This window comes from Flammeovirga kamogawensis (assembly GCF_018736065.1).
Lineage (GTDB): Bacteria > Bacteroidota > Bacteroidia > Cytophagales > Flammeovirgaceae > Flammeovirga > Flammeovirga kamogawensis.
This window is the reverse complement of record NZ_CP076128.1, coordinates 1,310,097-1,328,134: the sequence shown is the minus strand read 5'-3', so window position 1 is coordinate 1,328,134 and position 18,038 is coordinate 1,310,097. Positions and strand designations below refer to the sequence as shown.

Genomic DNA, 18,038 nt, shown 5'->3' with positions numbered 1-18,038 from the left:
TTGTTCAAAACTAATAATTGTCTCAAAAAATGAATTTTACACCCAAAAGAGTATTAGAGAATCCACACGACGTAAAACCGTATCCAACTGTAGAAAAGTACATGACTAAACAACTAATTGTCTTCAAACCTTCGCAAAATATAGAAGAAGCAATGGAAGTGCTCGTAGAAAAAAAGATTTCGGGTGCACCTGTAATTAATGAAGATGGTGATTTAGTAGGTATGTTATCAGAGAAAGATTGCTTGCATGTAATTTTGGAAAGTAGATACTTAAACTTTCCTGCAAGTCAAGGATTAGTAAAAGACTACATGACAAAGTCTGTGTCTTCTATTTCTGCAGATAAAGATGTTGTAGAAGTAGCAATGATATTTGAAAACTCATCGTTTAGACGTTATCCGATCGTGAAACGCGGAAAACTAATAGGTCAGGTAAGTAGAAGAGATATTCTTCGTGCTGCTGTTGATTTAAAATCAACAACTTGGTAGCCATTACCTTTAATAACTAGCTAGAAGTATCAATTAATGATACTAAAAATGCCGGTGAGACACTTGATCTCATCGGCATTTTAGATATAAATATATTCTTAGTAATTACTTCTTTGCTAAAAGTTGTAATTCAAGTTGAACATCATCAGAAATTGTTTTATCACCTAAACCTTCAAAGAAAGATCCAGATCCATATTTAATTTCAAATTTTGTTCTGTCAAATGTAATGTCAGCAATTGCATGCATAGTACCATCATGAGACATTAACTGAGCAGGGAATGTAATAGAATTTGTAATCCCTTTAATTGTTAAGTTACCTGTAACATTAATTTCTCCAGAGTGCTCACCGTTTTCTACTTTCGTAACATCAAAATTCACGAATGGGAATTCAGCAACATTAAAGAAATCAGCACTATGTAAGTGTCCTTTTAATTTAGCATTCATGCTATTGTCTACAGGGATATCATCTACAGTAAGTGTAGTTACATCCATATCAAAAGAACTACCTTTTGCTACAGTACCATCTTTTATGATTACTGCACCTTCTTTAATCATCATTTTACCAAAATGTTCTCCAGTAACTTTTTTACCAGTCCATTTAATAAAACTTTTTTGAGTGTCAACTTTGTATGTTCCATCACTCAATTTTACTTGGTCATGCTTGTGGCTGTGTCCATGATCATGGCTATGTCCTTCGTCATGATTATGTTCAGCATTCGATTTTTTTTCGCCGCAAGAAACCATTCCAATTAAGAATAAAAAGGCGAAAAGGATGTTTAAATTTTGTCTCATTAGTGTTTAAAGTTTAGTAGTATAATTCTATTCGGGTTTACTAACCGAAATAATATTAGGATACATGGATAGAAATGGAATTCTAAAACCAACGATACTAAAATCATAAGTCTTTCCATCTTGAATTTCAGCATAAACATCTGAAGAATTAAATTTAAACCAAATCCAAGTGTCTGTATTTTGAAAAGTATGAGGTTTATTATTGGCATCTAATGCATAGATTAGATATTTATCGTTGTGTTGTTCTCCTTGTTTAACAGATCCTCTAATACGTTCTGTTTTATTTACAGTGGCAGTAACAGTTCTTCTATTCACTTTTGGGAAAATCCAGCAGATAAAGAAGAATACTACAACTGCAATGGCAATATAAAGATATTTTTTCATGATAATTATAATTTTTAATGGACCATTTTTAAAGGACCTTTTAACCTGTTTTTACGTTTTGTATTTTTTTCAATATACCTAATTTCAACTTTAGCGTCTTTATCATGTTTAAAATCAGGTTCCATAAGAGGAGATAGGGTAGAAGCAACGCCACTAAGTACTGTTTTTACCCAATAGTTAAAGATAAATTTTTTCTGATTTCTAACATTGTAAATATGACCTTGTCTCATTGATGGGAAACGAGGGTTCTCTTCTCTAATCAATAAGTTGGCAACTGAACTTATGAATGCTCTTCTTTTTAATTGACCGTTACGGTTTGTTTTATCTTTTAAAACATCCACTTCAAGATTCTTGTACCTAAATTGCATATTACCCATAGCCACAGAATCATCTGCAAGAACTTTAAAATACATTCTTTTTAGGTGTCCATCTTTAACTTTTACTAATTCAAGACGTTCTAGAAGAGGATTCAGTTTTATAAGTTCCATTTCTCCAACTTCTCCTTCATAGTAATATGTTCCTAAAGAGTCTAATGGAGGAATTCTAAAGTACATTTTGAGTAATCCTCCACCTTCCATTAAAGTACCTTTTACATACATTTCTGTATATGGATCTACACTTATTTTACTAGTGTCATTTGTAATATTAAATATCTGCCCAGTAAAGTCATTTAACTGAAATTGACCAGATTTTGCCGTTTCTTCTTTATCCTCTTGATTAGATCTTATACTACCTTTGTACTCCTCATAGTCTACATGACTGTCTGTAATAGTAATAGTATCCAAGCGCATCAATATTGGCATCGTTTCCAATATTGTATGAATCATTTTAGGATTCTTTTTCTGGGGGTCTACAGGAACAGTTTTATCTCTGTAAGCAGATAATGATAATCGATCTATCTCTACTCCATTTAAATGAACATAATCATTAAAGAAATAATTCTTAAAATGAAACCCTCTAAGTAAAAGATCATTGATATTTAAGTCAATTCTATCTGTTTGATATTCATTTGCTAAGCCAAATGATTTTTTAGAATACTGAGGAATTAACTTGAAATTTTTAAGGTAGATATCAGAATAATGAGAATTGAAATTTAATGAATCAAAACCAAGTGCATACATATTATTATTTAGTACATATACATTCTTTCCAACGTTAACATCTATAGAAGCAATTTGTATGTAGTTAGTATCTAGTTTAATTGTCTCCTCATCAATTGCTATATCTTTAATAACAACATTGATGTCTCTGATTGTGTTCTCATGATTTTCGGTCATGAAAGAGTAATTGTGTTTTCTCAGCATAGCAGAATCATCAACAACCTCCGTTAGAGTATATACATCAATAGGATTACCTTTTGTAATATTGACAATATCCTCTATCATTTTTGTTTTTTCTTCCTCCGTATACCTTTTCCTACCACTTATTCGGTTAATTTTTCGACTATATTTATCCAATTGCTTTGGACTTACTTTATCCTCATTTAATGGAGTTCTTGAATTATCACGTCGCATTAATCTTGAGATATTATTTTGTTTAACTCCTTTGACGGGGTTTCTTAAAACAACTTCACTTTTGTCTATCTGAATATAATCTACGTGAATACCGTTAAATTTCTTGAGTAACTCTTCTACTTTTTCTTTAGGAAAAGTTTTCTCAGCAAATGTTCCTACTTTTTCTACTTTTTTTCTTTTTGATGCATTTACAAATTTAATTTCTTGGGCAATTAAACTGTCAACATCAATTTCTTTGTCTTTGATTAATTTTTTAAGTCCGGCTCCTTGAACCCTCAAGTTTTTAACATTTAAAGAAACTAATGAGTCTAAAATATTAACAGCCTGATTTCCTAAAACAGGTGTTATACCAGTAGATACAAGAAGTAAACTATCTCCTTTAGTATCAAGAACAACTTTATTTGAGCGAATTTTATAATGTGAATGATCGTTTTCTACCTCTAACCCTTTAAATTCTAGGAAAACATCTTTAGGTATGATAGTTTCAATTTCTTTGTCTACACCAGGTTTTGATCTTAATTCATCAACAATTAAACTACCACCATAAAAAGTTAAGTAAGTTTCTACACTATTTTTATCTGTATATAAGAAACCAAGGTCATCAACTTTGATATTTACTTTACCAATACCTATATAATTAAGAGGTAGCGTAGTTTCAGCTTTTTTCTTTTTCTTCTTTGCAACACTTTGATCTATAGAAATAACACCTCTTGCGCCAAAAACGTTGATAGAATCGGCATCTACTTGTTTTAAATCAATTAGCATTCTTAGGTCTAGACCATAAATGTCTAAGCTATTAATACCACATAAAATATGTTGATCTCGGTAGATTTTTTGTTCGGTAGGTGAGATAGTAAATCCATTAATACCAAATTTCTGTTTTTCAACATTAAAGTGAATATTACCAATAATTAATTGGTGGTGTATTTTATCTAATGGAAGGTAGATGTCGTCCATTAAAAAGGTAATATTCTTCCAATCAACTTTCTTATCTTCAATAACAAGATTTTCAACATCAAGACCTGTACTTTCAGCTCTAACAATTAGCCCTTTACCTTCCTGATATAGTGTAATAGGTCCTTTTCGTAAATGGAAGTCTGCAATCTCTAAATATTTAAAAGGTAATCCTTTTGGTTTTTTCTTTTGTAATTCTTCTTTATTAGAAAGCTGATCTAATTGTTTTTTAGCTTCTTTTATTGGAAGGTTAATTTCTGAACTAGGGATGTCGACGAATATTTTACCAAGAAATAATGAATCAGATTGTAGATACCTTCTCCATCCAATATCAGCAATTGAAATACTTTTTACATAAGTGTCAACATCAACATGTTTTTGATTTTTGTTTACTGAATTACTTAAGTTAATTCCATTAAAGATTAAGGTACTATCTGTAGTTGAAAAAGTAGACTTTTCTAAAAGTATATCGTATCCACTAATATCTGGAACTCGAATATCATTTACTGTAAGTAATGCATTCTTTAATTGAAATTCTTTTGGATTATGAATAGGTAAAACCAATGAATCTAGATTTAGATTTAGTTTCTCTACGGCAATTTTATTTTGGTATTTATGGTCTTTGGGTAGATGGAGTTGAATTTTTGCATTTGAAATTATACTTTCATTTAATGCAAAATAAAGAGGTTTTACTCTTTTTTGTTTCTTTACTTTCTCTTGTTTGTGAGTTGGAAACCAGATATCTACTTTGGGTTGATCTACTAATAAATGTTCGTAGCTCATAATACTATCAAGAGGCTTTTTTAAAAAGTCTTGATAATCTATATAGTCTAGTGTTATACGCTTTGCACTAGCATCTACATACGTGGTAGAAGTAGAATCAGGTATTTTAATAGAAGGTCTAAATGCAGGAGAATAGATATATAGCTTTTGCCATTTAGAATGATAAAATAACCCGCCAACTTTGGCATATTGATGATTAGGTAAATACCACCTTTGGTATCCTAATTTGACAGTAAAATTATCAAAATTAACAGGAACTTTATTCTTAAAAGTAGTATTTGATATAGATACATCTTTTACATTAATGGTTAAATCATTTATTTTTCTTTTACCTGTTTTAACCGTTTCAAATTCAGTTTCTGCATTTAATACTTGGAGGCTATCTATGATAATTTCTTTTAAGAAAGGAGGTAGTTTTGGTGTTTTCTTATTTTTCTTTTTAGTAGAGTTAGATAAAAACTGAAGTTCTGATTGTGGCTGTGTAACCTCTACTTTTTTCAGATGTAAAATACTATCACTTAATATCTCTTTTATATTAATACCATCAACATAAAAAATTGGAATTGTGGCATTTACTAAAGATGACTTCTTTTCGTGATGGTTAATTTTATAGAGTGATGTACTATAAATTAGCAGAGAACTATCTAAAGTAGAAAAGTTTATTTTGCCAAAAGATAAGCCTAAAGGCGTGTTTTCTAACTCTAAACGTAAATCGTTAGTACTAAACTCTATAGATCCTACATGTAAGGGGAGTAATTCTTGTTTTAATGTATTGTTATCAAGGTAAATATCATTAATGTCTCCTGAGATTTCACCTAAGGATATCTGTTGTTTAATTTTTTTTGTGTGATCAAAATACTGAACACTTGAATTTTTAATTTCAATATTTCCGATTCTGTACCTGTGAAATTTATCAGCTTGTTTATTGTAGAATTTTTTAACGTCTGCGAATTTATCGTGAGGAGTTTCTTCTACATTTTTTTTCTTTTTACCTTTTTGGTACTTGTGTAAATCAGTAGTGACAGAATCTATGAGAATGTTACCAACATAAACTTCTTCTTGAAATAAAGCTCTTAGTAATGATATATTTTGAATTGAAATAGTTTTGGCTCTTACTTCAACAATATTTTTCTTTTTATTCAAAGAAACATGTTCATTTTCTTCTATAAATAAACTATCTGGGGTATAAACTGCATTAGAGATTGAAATAGAACCACTAGACAGGAAATCGTGAATAGACCAACCCGAAATTAATTTTACGTTAATAGATTCATAATCAAGGTTGTATTGATTGTTGGTTGATTTGGAGATTGTACGTTTTAATCCTTCACCAACTAATTCTTCGGGGTAGTATTTGAGCGCAGTATGGATACCTGCCACAAGAGTAAGCAGTAGAACAATGGTTGAAATAAAAAGGTACAGGCATATGTTAGCTAGAATTCTTCCTATACTTCTTTGCCTACTTACCTTCTCTTTTTTAGGTTCTTTTTCTGGGTTATTATTTTCTTGCTCCTCTGTACTCATTGATAAGATCTAAGAATGAATATCGTCAGAAAGATCCATTTTTCCATCACTAATCCATAATTGTCTATCAGCCATTTTAGCTAATTCATGATTATGGGTAACAATTACAAAAGTTTGGTTCATTGTATCTCTTAGTTCTAAAAAGAGATTATGTAGACCTTCTGCGTTATTTGAATCGAGGTTTCCACTAGGTTCATCTGCAAATATTATCAACGGATCATTAATAAGTGCCCTAGCAATAGCACATCGTTGTTGCTCACCTCCAGACATTTCTGTAGGCTTGTGTTCAAATCTATCTCCAACATTTAAGAGCGTCATTAATTTTTTTCCTTTTTCTTCTACTTCACTCATTTGTTTACCGGCAATTAAAGCTGGCATACATACATTTTCTAAAGCAGTAAATTCTGGTAAAAGGTTATGAAACTGAAAGACAAAGCCAATTTTTTCATTTCTAAATTTTGCTAAATCATCGCCTGATAAAGAAGTGATTTCAGTATTATCAATCCACACCTGACCTCCATTAGGAAGGTCTAATGTACCCAAGATTTGTAATAAAGTACTTTTTCCTGCTCCTGAAGCGCCCATAATAGAGACGATTTCATTTGCTTTTATTTCTAGATCAATCCCCTTCAATACGTTCAGTTTCCCGTATGATTTTATGATCCCTTGTGCTTTCAGCATAATTTGTTTCATATTTGAATCCGACGACCATCATATCGTCATCTTGCTCTACACCTTTTTTCCAATTATTAAAAATAGAGTAGAGTTTACTACATTGTTCCGCAAACGGAAGCGAAGATACTTCAAAAAGTAATTTTTTAAAGTTTACTTTTTTAAATTTTTCGCCATCTATATTAAATTGATTAGAAAAACCATCTGAAAATAAATAGCAGATAGCATTTTCCCCTAATTCCATATCAAAGTTATCAAAACTTGGATTAACATCATTAAAAACTATCCCTATACTGCAAAAATTACTTTTAATTGTTTTCAATTCATCATTTTCAACAATAATTAAAGGCCTTCTTGCACCAGCAAAGTTTAAATTCCTAGTTCCTTTTTCAAATCGACATACAGCGATATCCATACCATCACTAATTATAGTGTTTTCAGAGATATTTAAAGCAGATTTTAGATTCATATCCAACTTAGAAAGCAATTCAGCCCCTTTAATATCGGGAAAATCTAATATTAATTGATCAAGTAATTGATTTCCAATAATAGAAATTAAAGCTGCAGGAACACCGTGGTTAGTACAATCTATAAGTAATAGGTAAATGTATTTGTCATTCTCATGTAACCATGTAAAATCTCCAGTTACTTCACTTTTAGTAATACTTAAATTGAATGATTTAGGAAATAGTCTCTCAAAACTATCGTCACAACCTATTAGTGCATTTTGAATATTAGCAGCATATTTAATACTTCCTCTTACACGCTCATTAATCTGACGAAGCTCTTCATTAGTATTTTCTATGGTTTCTTTAGCTTTTTCTACTTTTTGACGGGCATTTTTAATTTCCCTAGTTCTTTCATTTACTTTTTCTTGAAGGATTTCACGCTGAATTCTTTCTTGTTTAATAGAATAATAAAAGAAATAGCAGATAAGAGAAACAAATACTAGAACAGCTAGTGCTCTAATACTTCTTTTTTCAAAAAAACGTTTTTCAATAGTGAATTTAAAATCTTCATTAATTTTTGAAGCAATCCCTCTAGCATTAAGTGCCTGCAATTGGAAGATATAATCTCCAGTTGGTAAGTTTGGATAAAAAGCTATTGAATTAGCTGTGAGAGGGTGGAAGTTCTCTTCATAACCAATTAGTCGCCATCTGTACCTGATTTTTGATGGGACATTCATAGAAATGCCTACAAAATCAATTGATATATTATTTTTATCGTGAGGTAATCTTAATTCATTTGGGAGGTGTGTTTTAAGATCGATTCCGCTGGAGTAGTTTTCCCAATCAAACTTGTCAGAAAACATTTCTAAACCTTCATACACAATAATAGGAGGGGTCATACTGTAAACTTCATGTGATGGGTTTATTTTAATTGCCCCTTTTTCGCTTCCGAACCATAAATTTTTATTGTGATCTACACTACAGCTACTTTTGTAATAGAGGAGAGAATTAAATCCTTCGTCTTTGCCATATAATTCAATCCTTACTAAATCATTTTCTAATATTGTAATGTGATTAATACCATGATTTCCTCCTGCCCAAATATTACCATTTTTATCTACGCCTAAAGTATTTATAATATTTAATGCCAATTTTTCATCTTGAAAACTGATAATTCGATCCGCATTTTTATGTAATTTACAAACACCACTATCTGAGGTAGAGATCCAAAGATTATCATTTTTATCAATTGCTAAATCTGTAATGTAGTAGCTTGGAGAAGTAAGGTTTTTTGGGTTAAAAACAGATAGAATATTAAAATTGTGATCCATTTTTACTAAACCTTTTCCGCTTGTAGCTACCCATAATGTTTTATTCTCATCAGAATAAATAACTTGTGTAATTCTAGATCCTCCAATTTTAATATCAAAAGTCTTTATAAAATGTAGACTTTGATTTTTCACCTCGTATAGAGAATTTCCTACAAAAGAATATGTAATATTTCCCTGCTTAAATAATATACAAGGTTTTCTAAATACTTTTTCCTCTGCTAAATTATTAGAGATAGCAACCCATTTGTCAGTATTTAGTTTATAAACTCCATTATTTGTTCCTATTACTATATTATTCGTCGAATCTTCGATTATATCTAAATATCTAGTTTTTAACGGAAGTTTAATTTTCTTCTTAAGTGAATTATTTTTTATAAATGTAAGATCTGTTTCTGAGCCTAAAATGGTAACAGAGTCAGTTGTCTGAAAAGTTTGTATTATTCTTTCTTCTATTTTGAAATTTTTCCCATAAAAAGTATAAGCATCATTATTATATCTAAATATGCCGTTATCAGTTGCAATCCATACACCATCTTCATCATCTTCTATGATAGACGTAACATTATTTTCAATGCCATTACTTTTATTGATATGCTGAGTAATTTTACCATTTTTAGTAATATATACCCCATTAGATTTAGTACCAATCCACAGGTTTTTATATTGATCTACAAGAAGTGTTTGAACATGTAGATTTCTTAAGAATTGAAATGGAGAAACATCACTTATATTATTAATAATGCGTACGCCTTTATTAGTGCCAATAATTGTTTTACTATTATCAAGGTGTTGAATTACATTAATTTCAATATTTTTATCAAAAACGATACGTTTAGTTACAGAATCATTTTCAATAATAAATATGCCATGATTTCTAGTTCCAACCCAAAGTTTACCAGTATTGTCGCTTTTTAAACAAGTAAAACGACTTACGTTTTCGGGTAAAGTAATATTTTCAATTTTATCAAATTCTTGATTTAATTTAAAGACATGTCCTTTTGAATTAATACCATACAGTGAATTATTTACAGTATCGTATTCAATATCTCTAATACTATATCTAGTCTTACTATTTACAAGAAATTGTTTGATCTCTCTATTTACAATTCGATTAAGCCCATTTGTAGTAGCTACCCAAATGTCATCTTTATTTCCTTTAGCAAAATCTAAAATTCGATTATCAGATAAGCCAAGGTGTGCATCTATTGTTATAAAAGATTGACTATTATTTATGCTTATTCCACCTCTTTGAGTTCCCGCCCATATACTACCATGCGGACCTTTAATTAAAGACATGCATGAATTATCACTTAATCCATTATGGATAGTGTAACTGGAAATGTTGTATTGCTGCCCATAGGACAAAGAGGAACATAGAAATAGAAATAATACTAATAAGTGTTTGGACATAAGAGGATGTACAATAATGCTATCGAATATAAAGCAAGATAGTAGATTTTAGAGAAATTAATAAAGAGTTTATTGCCATTTATTATTTAAATATAAAAAGCCACCCAAAGTTGAGTGGCTTTATATAGTAATACATGAAATAAATGTATAATTATCTCTGTGTACTTGATTCTCTTTTTATGAGTTTACTTTTAATAATCTCAGTTCTTGGTTTAAACTCTTTATCTTTCTCTTCTGCTTTTATTTGTTCAAGTAGGAGAGTAGCAGCTTGGATACCAATATCAATACCTGATTGTTCTATCGATGATAATGGTGGTTCTAGTAATTTAGACAAACGCCAATCGCCAAAACCAACTATTGAGATATCTTCAGGAATTCTTAATCCTTTATTTTTTATAGAAGACATAGCACCAATTGCTGTCACATCATTATTAGCAAAAATGGCGTCAAAGCTTAAATCAGAATCTAAAAGTTGTTTTGTTACTTCTCTAGCTTCTGATAAGTCTCCTAATGGACAAGGAATAATTAAATTATCATCAATAGCTATTTTATAATCTTTAAGAGCAGCTTTATAACCTTCCTTTCTATTTATTCCGATTGCTAGATTATCAGGACCACTTAAATGGACTATTTTCTTACAACCTTGCTTAATTAAATGCTCAGTTGCTAAATAAGCTCCATGATGATCGTCAGTAATAACTTTACTAACATCAAGTTCGTCAGAAACTCTATCAAACATAACTAAAGGAACCCCTTTTCGGACCAAACTCTTGAGATGAGATAAATCAGTTGTTTTTTTAGTTGTTGAGATTAATAAACCATCAACTCTACTAGAATACATTGCTTTTGCGTCTACAATCTCTTGTTCAGTACTTTCATTGGAAATACATATCATTACATTATAACCTTCATTATATGCAACAGTCTGAACTCCAGAAATGACATTAGCAAAAAAGTCATGTACAATTTCTGGAACTATTATACCAAGAACAAAAGATTTATTATGTCTTAAGCTTAAAGCTAAAGAATTAGGCTGATAATCTTTTTCTTTAGCGAGCTTGTTGACTGCATCTTTAGTATCCTGACTGATATCGGGGTGATTTTTTAGAGCACGTGAAACAGTTGATTTTGAAATCCCCAATTCATTTGCAATATCTTGCATTGTGTATTGCTCTTTCCTCATACTATTAGATTGTAATAAATTAGTTCAAAATTGTATTGTATTCCGAAAATATAGATAAATGGAATGAATAGACCTATTTAATCTTATAAAAATCAAAAAAATTGCGCAACCGATTGAAAAATATGTTTTTATTTTTTTTGTGTTTTTCTCAGTAAAACTTCGATTTTTTTTTCGCTGTGTTTTTATCCCTCTAAAATGTGTACAAACTACGCATTTCTATAAGGTTACGTAATAACCGTTAAATCTCTTAAATAGTCTTAAATAGAATATAATGTATATATATTTATATTTTACATTGGTATTATTCTGTTTTTAGTTTCTTTTTTAGTTTAAAATATCGCGTTGTTTATACGACCTGTTAAAGCCTATTAAAAAATCTATATTGATTTAACTTAAAGGTTTTTAATAAAAGTGAAAAAAAAATTCTTTGTACTAAAGGAATAAGTCACTATTTTGCATTAGCAACGAAGGAAAAACCGGATTTGCTAATTGTATTTTTTTAAGATTGGATTGGATTAACATACATATGATCTTTAAATGAAAATGAAAAAAAGATTCATCTAATTAAAAATATTACACTGATATGATCTATTGTAATTAATTCTATTCTAATCCTATTTTTAATAAATACCTGTCTATTTGTCTAATTGTTTAAGTATGAAAATGAGCATTAACTCTACATGGCGTTTAGCTACAACGATGCTACTTTTATTGTTCTCTTTAGTGACATTCGCTCAAGATAGAACTGTACAAGGTACTGTTGTAGATGAAAATGGCGACCCACTACCGGGTGTGGCTGTTTTAGTTAAAGGTACTACTAAAGGTGGTACTACCGATTTTGACGGTAAATTCAAAATTTCACTTGCAGATGGCGAGGATGTGTTGGTTGTAAGTTACATTGGCTATATGGCACAAGAAGTACCAGTAGGAAATGCAGCAACAATTGATGTATTTATGGAAGTCGATGCAGAACAACTTGAAGAAGTTGTAGTAATTGGTTATGGTAGCGTAAAGAAAGAAGATGCTACTGGTTCAGTACAAGCAATTAAAGCTTCTGATTTTAACCAAGGTGCAATTACTTCTCCACAGGAACTATTGAATGGTAAAGTTGCTGGTGTTCAAATGACGAACTCTGGTGGTGCTCCTGGTGCAGGATCAACAATCCGTATACGTGGTGGATCTTCTTTATCAGCTTCTAATGATCCTTTAATTGTGATTGATGGTGTGCCAATCGATAACGAGGGTGTTACAGGTATGCAAAACCCACTAAACACAGTGAACCCAAATGATATTGAAACATTTACTGTTTTAAAAGATGCATCCGCAACTGCAATTTACGGTTCAAGAGCATCAAATGGTGTAATTATTATTACAACTAAGAAAGGTTCTTCGGGTAAATTGAAAATTGATTATTCAGGTAATGTTTCAGTTGCTACAGTACCTAAGAAAATAGATGTTTTAAATGCGAATGAATTTTCAGATGTTTTAAAGCAAAGATATCCTAATCAAGCAGCAGTTACCGATTTGTTAGGCTCAAATACTACAGATTGGCAAGATGAAGTATATTCAAATGCTATTTCTACAGACCATAATGTAGCTGTAGGTGGTTCAATTGCAGATGTTGTTCCTTTTAGAGCTTCAGTAGGATATACATATAATGATGGTATCTTGGAAACCTCCCATATGGACAGAACAACTGTCGCATTAAATTTAACTCCTTCATTATTAGATGACCATTTAAAAGTGAATGTGAACGCTAAGTATATGAACGTTCAAAATACATTTGCAGATAATGGTGCAATTGGTAGTGCTTTACGTTATGATCCAACTCAGCAGGCAAAAGATCCATCAAGTGAATATGATAGATTTGGAGGTTACCATGCTTGGTTAGATGCTGGAACAGGTGATCCAATTACAATCGCAACTGCAAATCCAAGAGCACTTTTAGATCAAAAGTCAAATACTTCTGGAGTAAATAGATTTGTAGGTAATGCACAGTTAGACTATAAATTCCATTTCTTGCCTGAATTAAAAGCTAATTTAAATTTAGGTTATGATTACTCTAAATCAGATGGTAAAACTTTAGTGCCAACAAATGCAGCATTTATGTATGCGAGTGGAGGTCAATATTCTCCGTATAAACAAGAGAAAAAGAATGAGTTATTAGATTTTACTTTACAATATGTGAAAGATCTAGAATCAATTGATTCTAGATTAGACGTAATGGTAGGTTATTCATGGCAACATTTCTGGAGAGAAGAATATAGTTATACAAACAACTATAACGATGATCAAACTCCACCTCAACAACCAGAAAAAATCTTCCGTACTGAATCATATATCGTTTCTTTCTTTGGACGTTTAAATTATACATTTAAAGATCGATACTTGTTAACTGCTACTGTACGACAAGATGGTACTTCTAGATTCTCTCCAGAAACAAGATTTGGTTTATTTCCAGCATTAGCTTTTGCTTGGAATATCAAGAAAGAGGGTTTCTTATCAACATCTGATGCTGTTAGTACTTTAAAGCTTCGTGCTGGTTGGGGTATTACAGGACAACAAAATATTGGAAATGGAGATTATCCATATTTGAATACATATACAGCATCACAAAATACAGCTGATTATGAATTCTATTTACCAGATGGTACTCCTTACTATTCTACAACGATGCGCCCTGGTGGTTACGATAAAAATATTAAATGGGAAGAAACTACTACATATAATTTAGGTTTGGATTATGGTTTCTTAGATGATAAGATTACAGGTTCAATAGATGTATATCAACGTTATACAACAGATTTACTTAATGTAATACCAGTACCTGCAGGTTCTAATTTAACTAACCAGTTATTGACAAATGTTGGTGATTTAGAAAATAAAGGTATTGAATTCTCAGTTAATTATAAGGCAATTTCTACAACAGATTTCCATTGGGATTTAGGTTATAACGTGACTTATAATGAGAATAAAATTACGAAATTAACTCAAGTAAATGACCCTAACTATAAAGGTGTATTCACAGGAGGTATTGCTGGTGGTACTGGTAATACAATTCAAATACATTCTGAAGGTTACCCAGCAAGCTCTTTCTTCGTATATGAACAAGTTTATGACAACAATGGTAAACCACTAGAAGGTGTTTATGTTGATCAAAACCAAGATGGGTTAATTAATGATGATGATAAAGTGAGAAAAGAAGATCCTGCTCCAAATGTTTACATGGGTATTACTTCTAAAATGACATATAAAAATTGGGATTTTTCTTTTGCAGGTCGTTGGAACTTCGGGAATTATGTATATAATAACGTAGCTTCTAATAGTGCTTATTATACAGGAATGTATACAACAACAGGTGGCGGTTATTTGAGTAATTTAAATAGTGATATCAAAAATACAGGATTTGAAAACCCTCAGTATTTTTCAGATTATTATTTACAAAATGCTTCATTCTTCCGTCTTGATAATATCATGTTAGGTTATAACTTCAATAATATTAAAAATGGTGCAATCTCAATGAGAGTTTATGGTACTGTAAACAATGTTTTCGTTGTTACTCCTTACAAAGGCCTTGACCCAGAGATTAGTGGAGGTATTGATAATGATGTATACCCTCGTCCAAGAACGTTCTTGGTAGGTGTTAATGTTGGATTCTAATTGAAGAAATAATAATGAAATTTAATAATATAAAAAGAACGCTAGCTGTTGTTGCTTCAGTTGCTGCACTATCGTTCACATCATGTGTAGGTGATTTGGATACTACTCCAATTGATCCAAACACAATTTCGGGAGCAGATGTTTTCGATGACCCATCAAACTATACAAAAGCATTAGCAAAATTGTATTCTGGTTATGTAGTTACTGGTCAAGTAGGTCCTGCTGGTGATGCGGATATTGGTGGTATTGATGAAGGAGCATCTCAATATATACGTAGATATTGGGAACTACAACAATTACCAACTGATGAAACAATCAATGGTTGGGCAGATGGTAATTTACCTAAGTTAAGTTATATGACTTGGGGCTCAAACAATGAATTCATCTCTGCTTTGTATTCAAGAATTTTTTATCAAATTTCGATTTGTAATGAATTTATTCGTAATACGAAAGGCACTGATATCATTGTAGATGGTATTTCAACAAAAGAAATGTACAACGAAGCTCGTTTCTTAAGAGCCTATTCTTATTGGCATGCACTTGATTTATTTGGAAATGGTATTCCATTTACTACCGAGGCGGATGGAGTTGGTAAATTCTTACCAAACCCAGCAGGTGAATTAAATGGTCCAGAATTATTTAATTACATTTCTTCTGAATTAAGAGCAGTGGAGGCTGATTTAACAGTTCCTACTCCTGGAGCAGAAACAGGAAGAGCAAATCAAGCTGCAGCATGGATGTTATTGTCAAGATTATATTTAAACGCAGAGTCTTATGGACAACCTGCTAAATATGATAGTGCATTAATTTATACAAATAAAGTATTGAATGCAGGTTATGCTTTAGTTACAAATAATCAAGGTTCTTCATATTCTGCTTATCAAACTTTATTCTTGGCAGATAATAATACATCTGGAAGTGAAATTATTTGGTCGCATAACGAAAATGGTTTAAGATCTAAATCATACGGTGGTTCTGCATATCTAATTCATGCCTCTATTGGTGGTACAATGGATGCTACAGAATTTGGTGTTAATGGTGGATGGGGTGGTAACCGCTCTATGAAAACGTTAACTCAGACTTTACAATATAAGTCTGCTGATGATAGAAATCTTGTGCATACCGATGGTCAAAAAGAAGAGATTAATGATCCAACTCAGTTTACAGAAGGTTATGCAATTGCGAAATTCCGTAATAAAACAAGAACAGGAGCTCAAGGTTCAGATCCTACAGGCGATTTTGTAGATACAGATTTTATTGTATTTCGTTTAGCTGAAGCTTATTTAAATTATGCAGAATTAGCTGCAAGAGGTGTTTCAGGGGCTTCTCAAAGTCAAGCACTAAATTATGTGAATGAGCTATACACAAGAGCAAATGTACCTGTTGGAGAGCATCTTAAAGCTTCAGAAGTGAATGTTGAGCAAATTATTAAGTATGAACGTTCAAGAGAGCTTTATTGGGAAGGTGTAAGACGTACAGATTTGATAAGATTAGGACAATTTACTGGAGGTGCTTATGTTTGGCAATTTAAAGGGGGAGATAAAGATGGTGTATCAACATCATCAATCTACAATGTTTGTCCAATACCATCATCTGATCTAGGTGCTAACCCTAATTTGGTCCAAAACCCTGGTTATTAATTCAATACTTCCTACACTGTAATTAATACAGTGTAGGAAGAATAAATTTTTGATACGATACAAATGAAAAATTTAAATAAATTTTGTGTAGGACTTTCATTATTAGCTGCAATAACAGCTTGTAAAGAAAACACTACTGAACCAAAAATTTCTTCTGATACTTATGTATCTGCAGAACTTTTACCTGAATCAGTTGATTCTAACAACATCTACGTTATTACAGAGGAAGCAGTTAACAATGTAGATTCAGTATTTTCTACTTTTATGTGGACTCCATCTGATTATTCTGGTGTTAATCTTCAAAGAAACTATGTACTTGAACTTTCAAATACAGAAGACTTTGCAGTAACACAAGCTTTAGGTGCTACTGCTGCGGATGAAACTCAAGTAAATTATGCTACAATGAATAATGCTGTTTTGGCATTAGGCTTATCTGCGGGTAATGCACATAAAGTATATTCAAGAGTTGTAACCACAGTTACACCTAATGTTGATACTTTATATTCTAGTAATTTAGCTTTTACTGTTAATCCAGTATTTATTGCTATTGATTACCCTAAAGTATATATGCCTGGTGATTTTTCTGGGTGGAATAATAACGATTTAAAATATACGCTTGCATCGTTAAATTTTGATGGTAATTATGAAGGATATATGCCTTTAACATTAAAAGAAGATGGTACAACTGCAAATGGTGAATTTAAATTCGTTACTATTGGTGGAGATTGGGAATCTCAATATGGCTTAACATCAGCAGGTCTTCCAGCAGACAATCCAGTAGATTTAATTTCTAAAGCAGCTAATGGAGGTGACCCAGGAAACTGTAATATTCCTACAGGTATTTCAACTGCAGCTAAACAATATAGAGTAGAAGCTACTATTTTTGATGGTGCAGATGAAGGATCATATACTATAACTCCTGTTGCATGGGGTGTAATAGGTGATGCCACTGGAAGTTGGGATGCTGATCAAGACATGTCATATGTTCGTGCTTCAAATACATGGACAATAGATATCGATTTAGTTGTTGGTGAAATGAAATTTAGAGCCAACGATGATTGGGGAATTAACTTTGGTCAAGGTGACACTGGTGACAATTCATTGAAATTTAATGCAGGTAATATCAAGGTTACTGAGGCAGGAAATTATACGGTTACAATGGATTTATCAACAGCTCCAAATTGGACCTATACATTACAAAAGAACTAATTTGATAAATTAATAATATAAATTTGAAGGTCTTTTCTGATATATCGG

At 31.4% G+C, this 18,038-nt stretch carries 10 protein-coding genes; 4 read left to right on the top strand and 6 right to left on the bottom strand.

Features of this window, described 5'->3' with window-relative positions:
- Positions 1–29: 29 nt before the first annotated feature.
- Positions 30–485 (top strand): CBS domain-containing protein, encoded by a 456-nt coding sequence (locus KM029_RS05215; RefSeq protein WP_144072257.1) that lies wholly within the window; start codon positions 30–32, stop codon positions 483–485.
- Positions 486–590: 105 nt separating this feature from the next.
- Here the strand turns inward: KM029_RS05215 and KM029_RS05210 are convergent, their stop codons facing one another.
- From KM029_RS05210 to KM029_RS05185, 6 genes are all read right to left on the bottom strand, one after another.
- A complete protein-coding gene (locus KM029_RS05210) occupies positions 591–1,277 on the bottom strand; it encodes a YceI family protein (RefSeq protein WP_144072256.1) in 687 nt (228 codons plus the stop codon).
- 27 nt (positions 1,278–1,304) lie between these two features.
- The gene (locus KM029_RS05205; protein WP_144072255.1) at positions 1,305–1,661 is read right to left on the bottom strand and encodes a DUF1523 family protein; all 357 of its coding nucleotides are present in this window, start codon (positions 1,659–1,661) and stop codon (positions 1,305–1,307) included.
- Positions 1,662–1,675: 14 nt separating this feature from the next.
- Entirely contained in the window at positions 1,676–6,436 is a 4,761-nt protein-coding gene (locus KM029_RS05200; protein ID WP_144072254.1) for a hypothetical protein, read from the bottom strand.
- A gap of 9 nt (positions 6,437–6,445) precedes the next feature.
- Positions 6,446–7,117 carry an ABC transporter ATP-binding protein gene (locus KM029_RS05195; RefSeq protein WP_144075657.1) on the bottom strand — a complete coding sequence of 224 codons (672 nt, stop codon included), beginning with the start codon at positions 7,115–7,117 and terminating at the stop codon, positions 6,446–6,448.
- Positions 7,056–10,184, bottom strand: coding sequence for a two-component regulator propeller domain-containing protein (locus KM029_RS05190; RefSeq protein ID WP_158630963.1), 3,129 nt, complete (start codon positions 10,182–10,184; stop codon positions 7,056–7,058). The genes KM029_RS05195 and KM029_RS05190 overlap by 62 nt, the downstream gene beginning before the upstream one ends.
- A 265-nt stretch (positions 10,185–10,449) precedes the next feature.
- Positions 10,450–11,481: a LacI family DNA-binding transcriptional regulator gene (locus KM029_RS05185; protein ID WP_144072252.1), complete on the bottom strand. Its 1,032-nt coding sequence runs from the start codon at positions 11,479–11,481 to the stop codon at positions 10,450–10,452.
- Between the two features lie 657 nt (positions 11,482–12,138).
- Here KM029_RS05185 and KM029_RS05180 point away from each other — a divergent pair.
- The 3 genes from KM029_RS05180 (at position 12,139) to KM029_RS05170 (ending at position 17,990) form a co-directional block, all read left to right on the top strand.
- Positions 12,139–15,141 (top strand): SusC/RagA family TonB-linked outer membrane protein, encoded by a 3,003-nt coding sequence (locus KM029_RS05180; protein ID WP_144072251.1) that lies wholly within the window; start codon positions 12,139–12,141, stop codon positions 15,139–15,141.
- A gap of 14 nt (positions 15,142–15,155) precedes the next feature.
- Positions 15,156–16,781, top strand: coding sequence for a RagB/SusD family nutrient uptake outer membrane protein (locus KM029_RS05175; RefSeq protein ID WP_144072250.1), 1,626 nt, complete (start codon positions 15,156–15,158; stop codon positions 16,779–16,781).
- A 63-nt stretch (positions 16,782–16,844) separates the two neighbouring features.
- On the top strand, positions 16,845–17,990 hold the full coding sequence (locus KM029_RS05170; RefSeq protein ID WP_144072249.1) for a SusE domain-containing protein: 1,146 nt from the start codon (positions 16,845–16,847) through the stop codon (positions 17,988–17,990).
- The last annotated feature ends 48 nt before the right edge of the window (positions 17,991–18,038 follow it).

Bases quoted from the DNA above. Each gene is read 5' to 3' on its own strand.
- KM029_RS05215 (WP_144072257.1), top strand. From the start codon at position 30: ATGAATTTTACACCCAAAAGAGTATTAGAGAATCCACACGACGTAAAA.
- KM029_RS05210 (WP_144072256.1), bottom strand. From the start codon at position 1,277: ATGAGACAAAATTTAAACATCCTTTTCGCCTTTTTATTCTTAATTGGA.
- KM029_RS05205 (WP_144072255.1), bottom strand. From the start codon at position 1,661: ATGAAAAAATATCTTTATATTGCCATTGCAGTTGTAGTATTCTTCTTT.
- KM029_RS05200 (WP_144072254.1), bottom strand. From the start codon at position 6,436: ATGAGTACAGAGGAGCAAGAAAATAATAACCCAGAAAAAGAACCTAAA.
- KM029_RS05195 (WP_144075657.1), bottom strand. From the start codon at position 7,117: ATGCTGAAAGCACAAGGGATCATAAAATCATACGGGAAACTGAACGTA.
- KM029_RS05190 (WP_158630963.1), bottom strand. From the start codon at position 10,184: ATGTCTTTAATTAAAGGTCCGCATGGTAGTATATGGGCGGGAACTCAA.
- KM029_RS05185 (WP_144072252.1), bottom strand. From the start codon at position 11,481: ATGAGGAAAGAGCAATACACAATGCAAGATATTGCAAATGAATTGGGG.
- KM029_RS05180 (WP_144072251.1), top strand. From the start codon at position 12,139: ATGAAAATGAGCATTAACTCTACATGGCGTTTAGCTACAACGATGCTA.
- KM029_RS05175 (WP_144072250.1), top strand. From the start codon at position 15,156: ATGAAATTTAATAATATAAAAAGAACGCTAGCTGTTGTTGCTTCAGTT.
- KM029_RS05170 (WP_144072249.1), top strand. From the start codon at position 16,845: ATGAAAAATTTAAATAAATTTTGTGTAGGACTTTCATTATTAGCTGCA.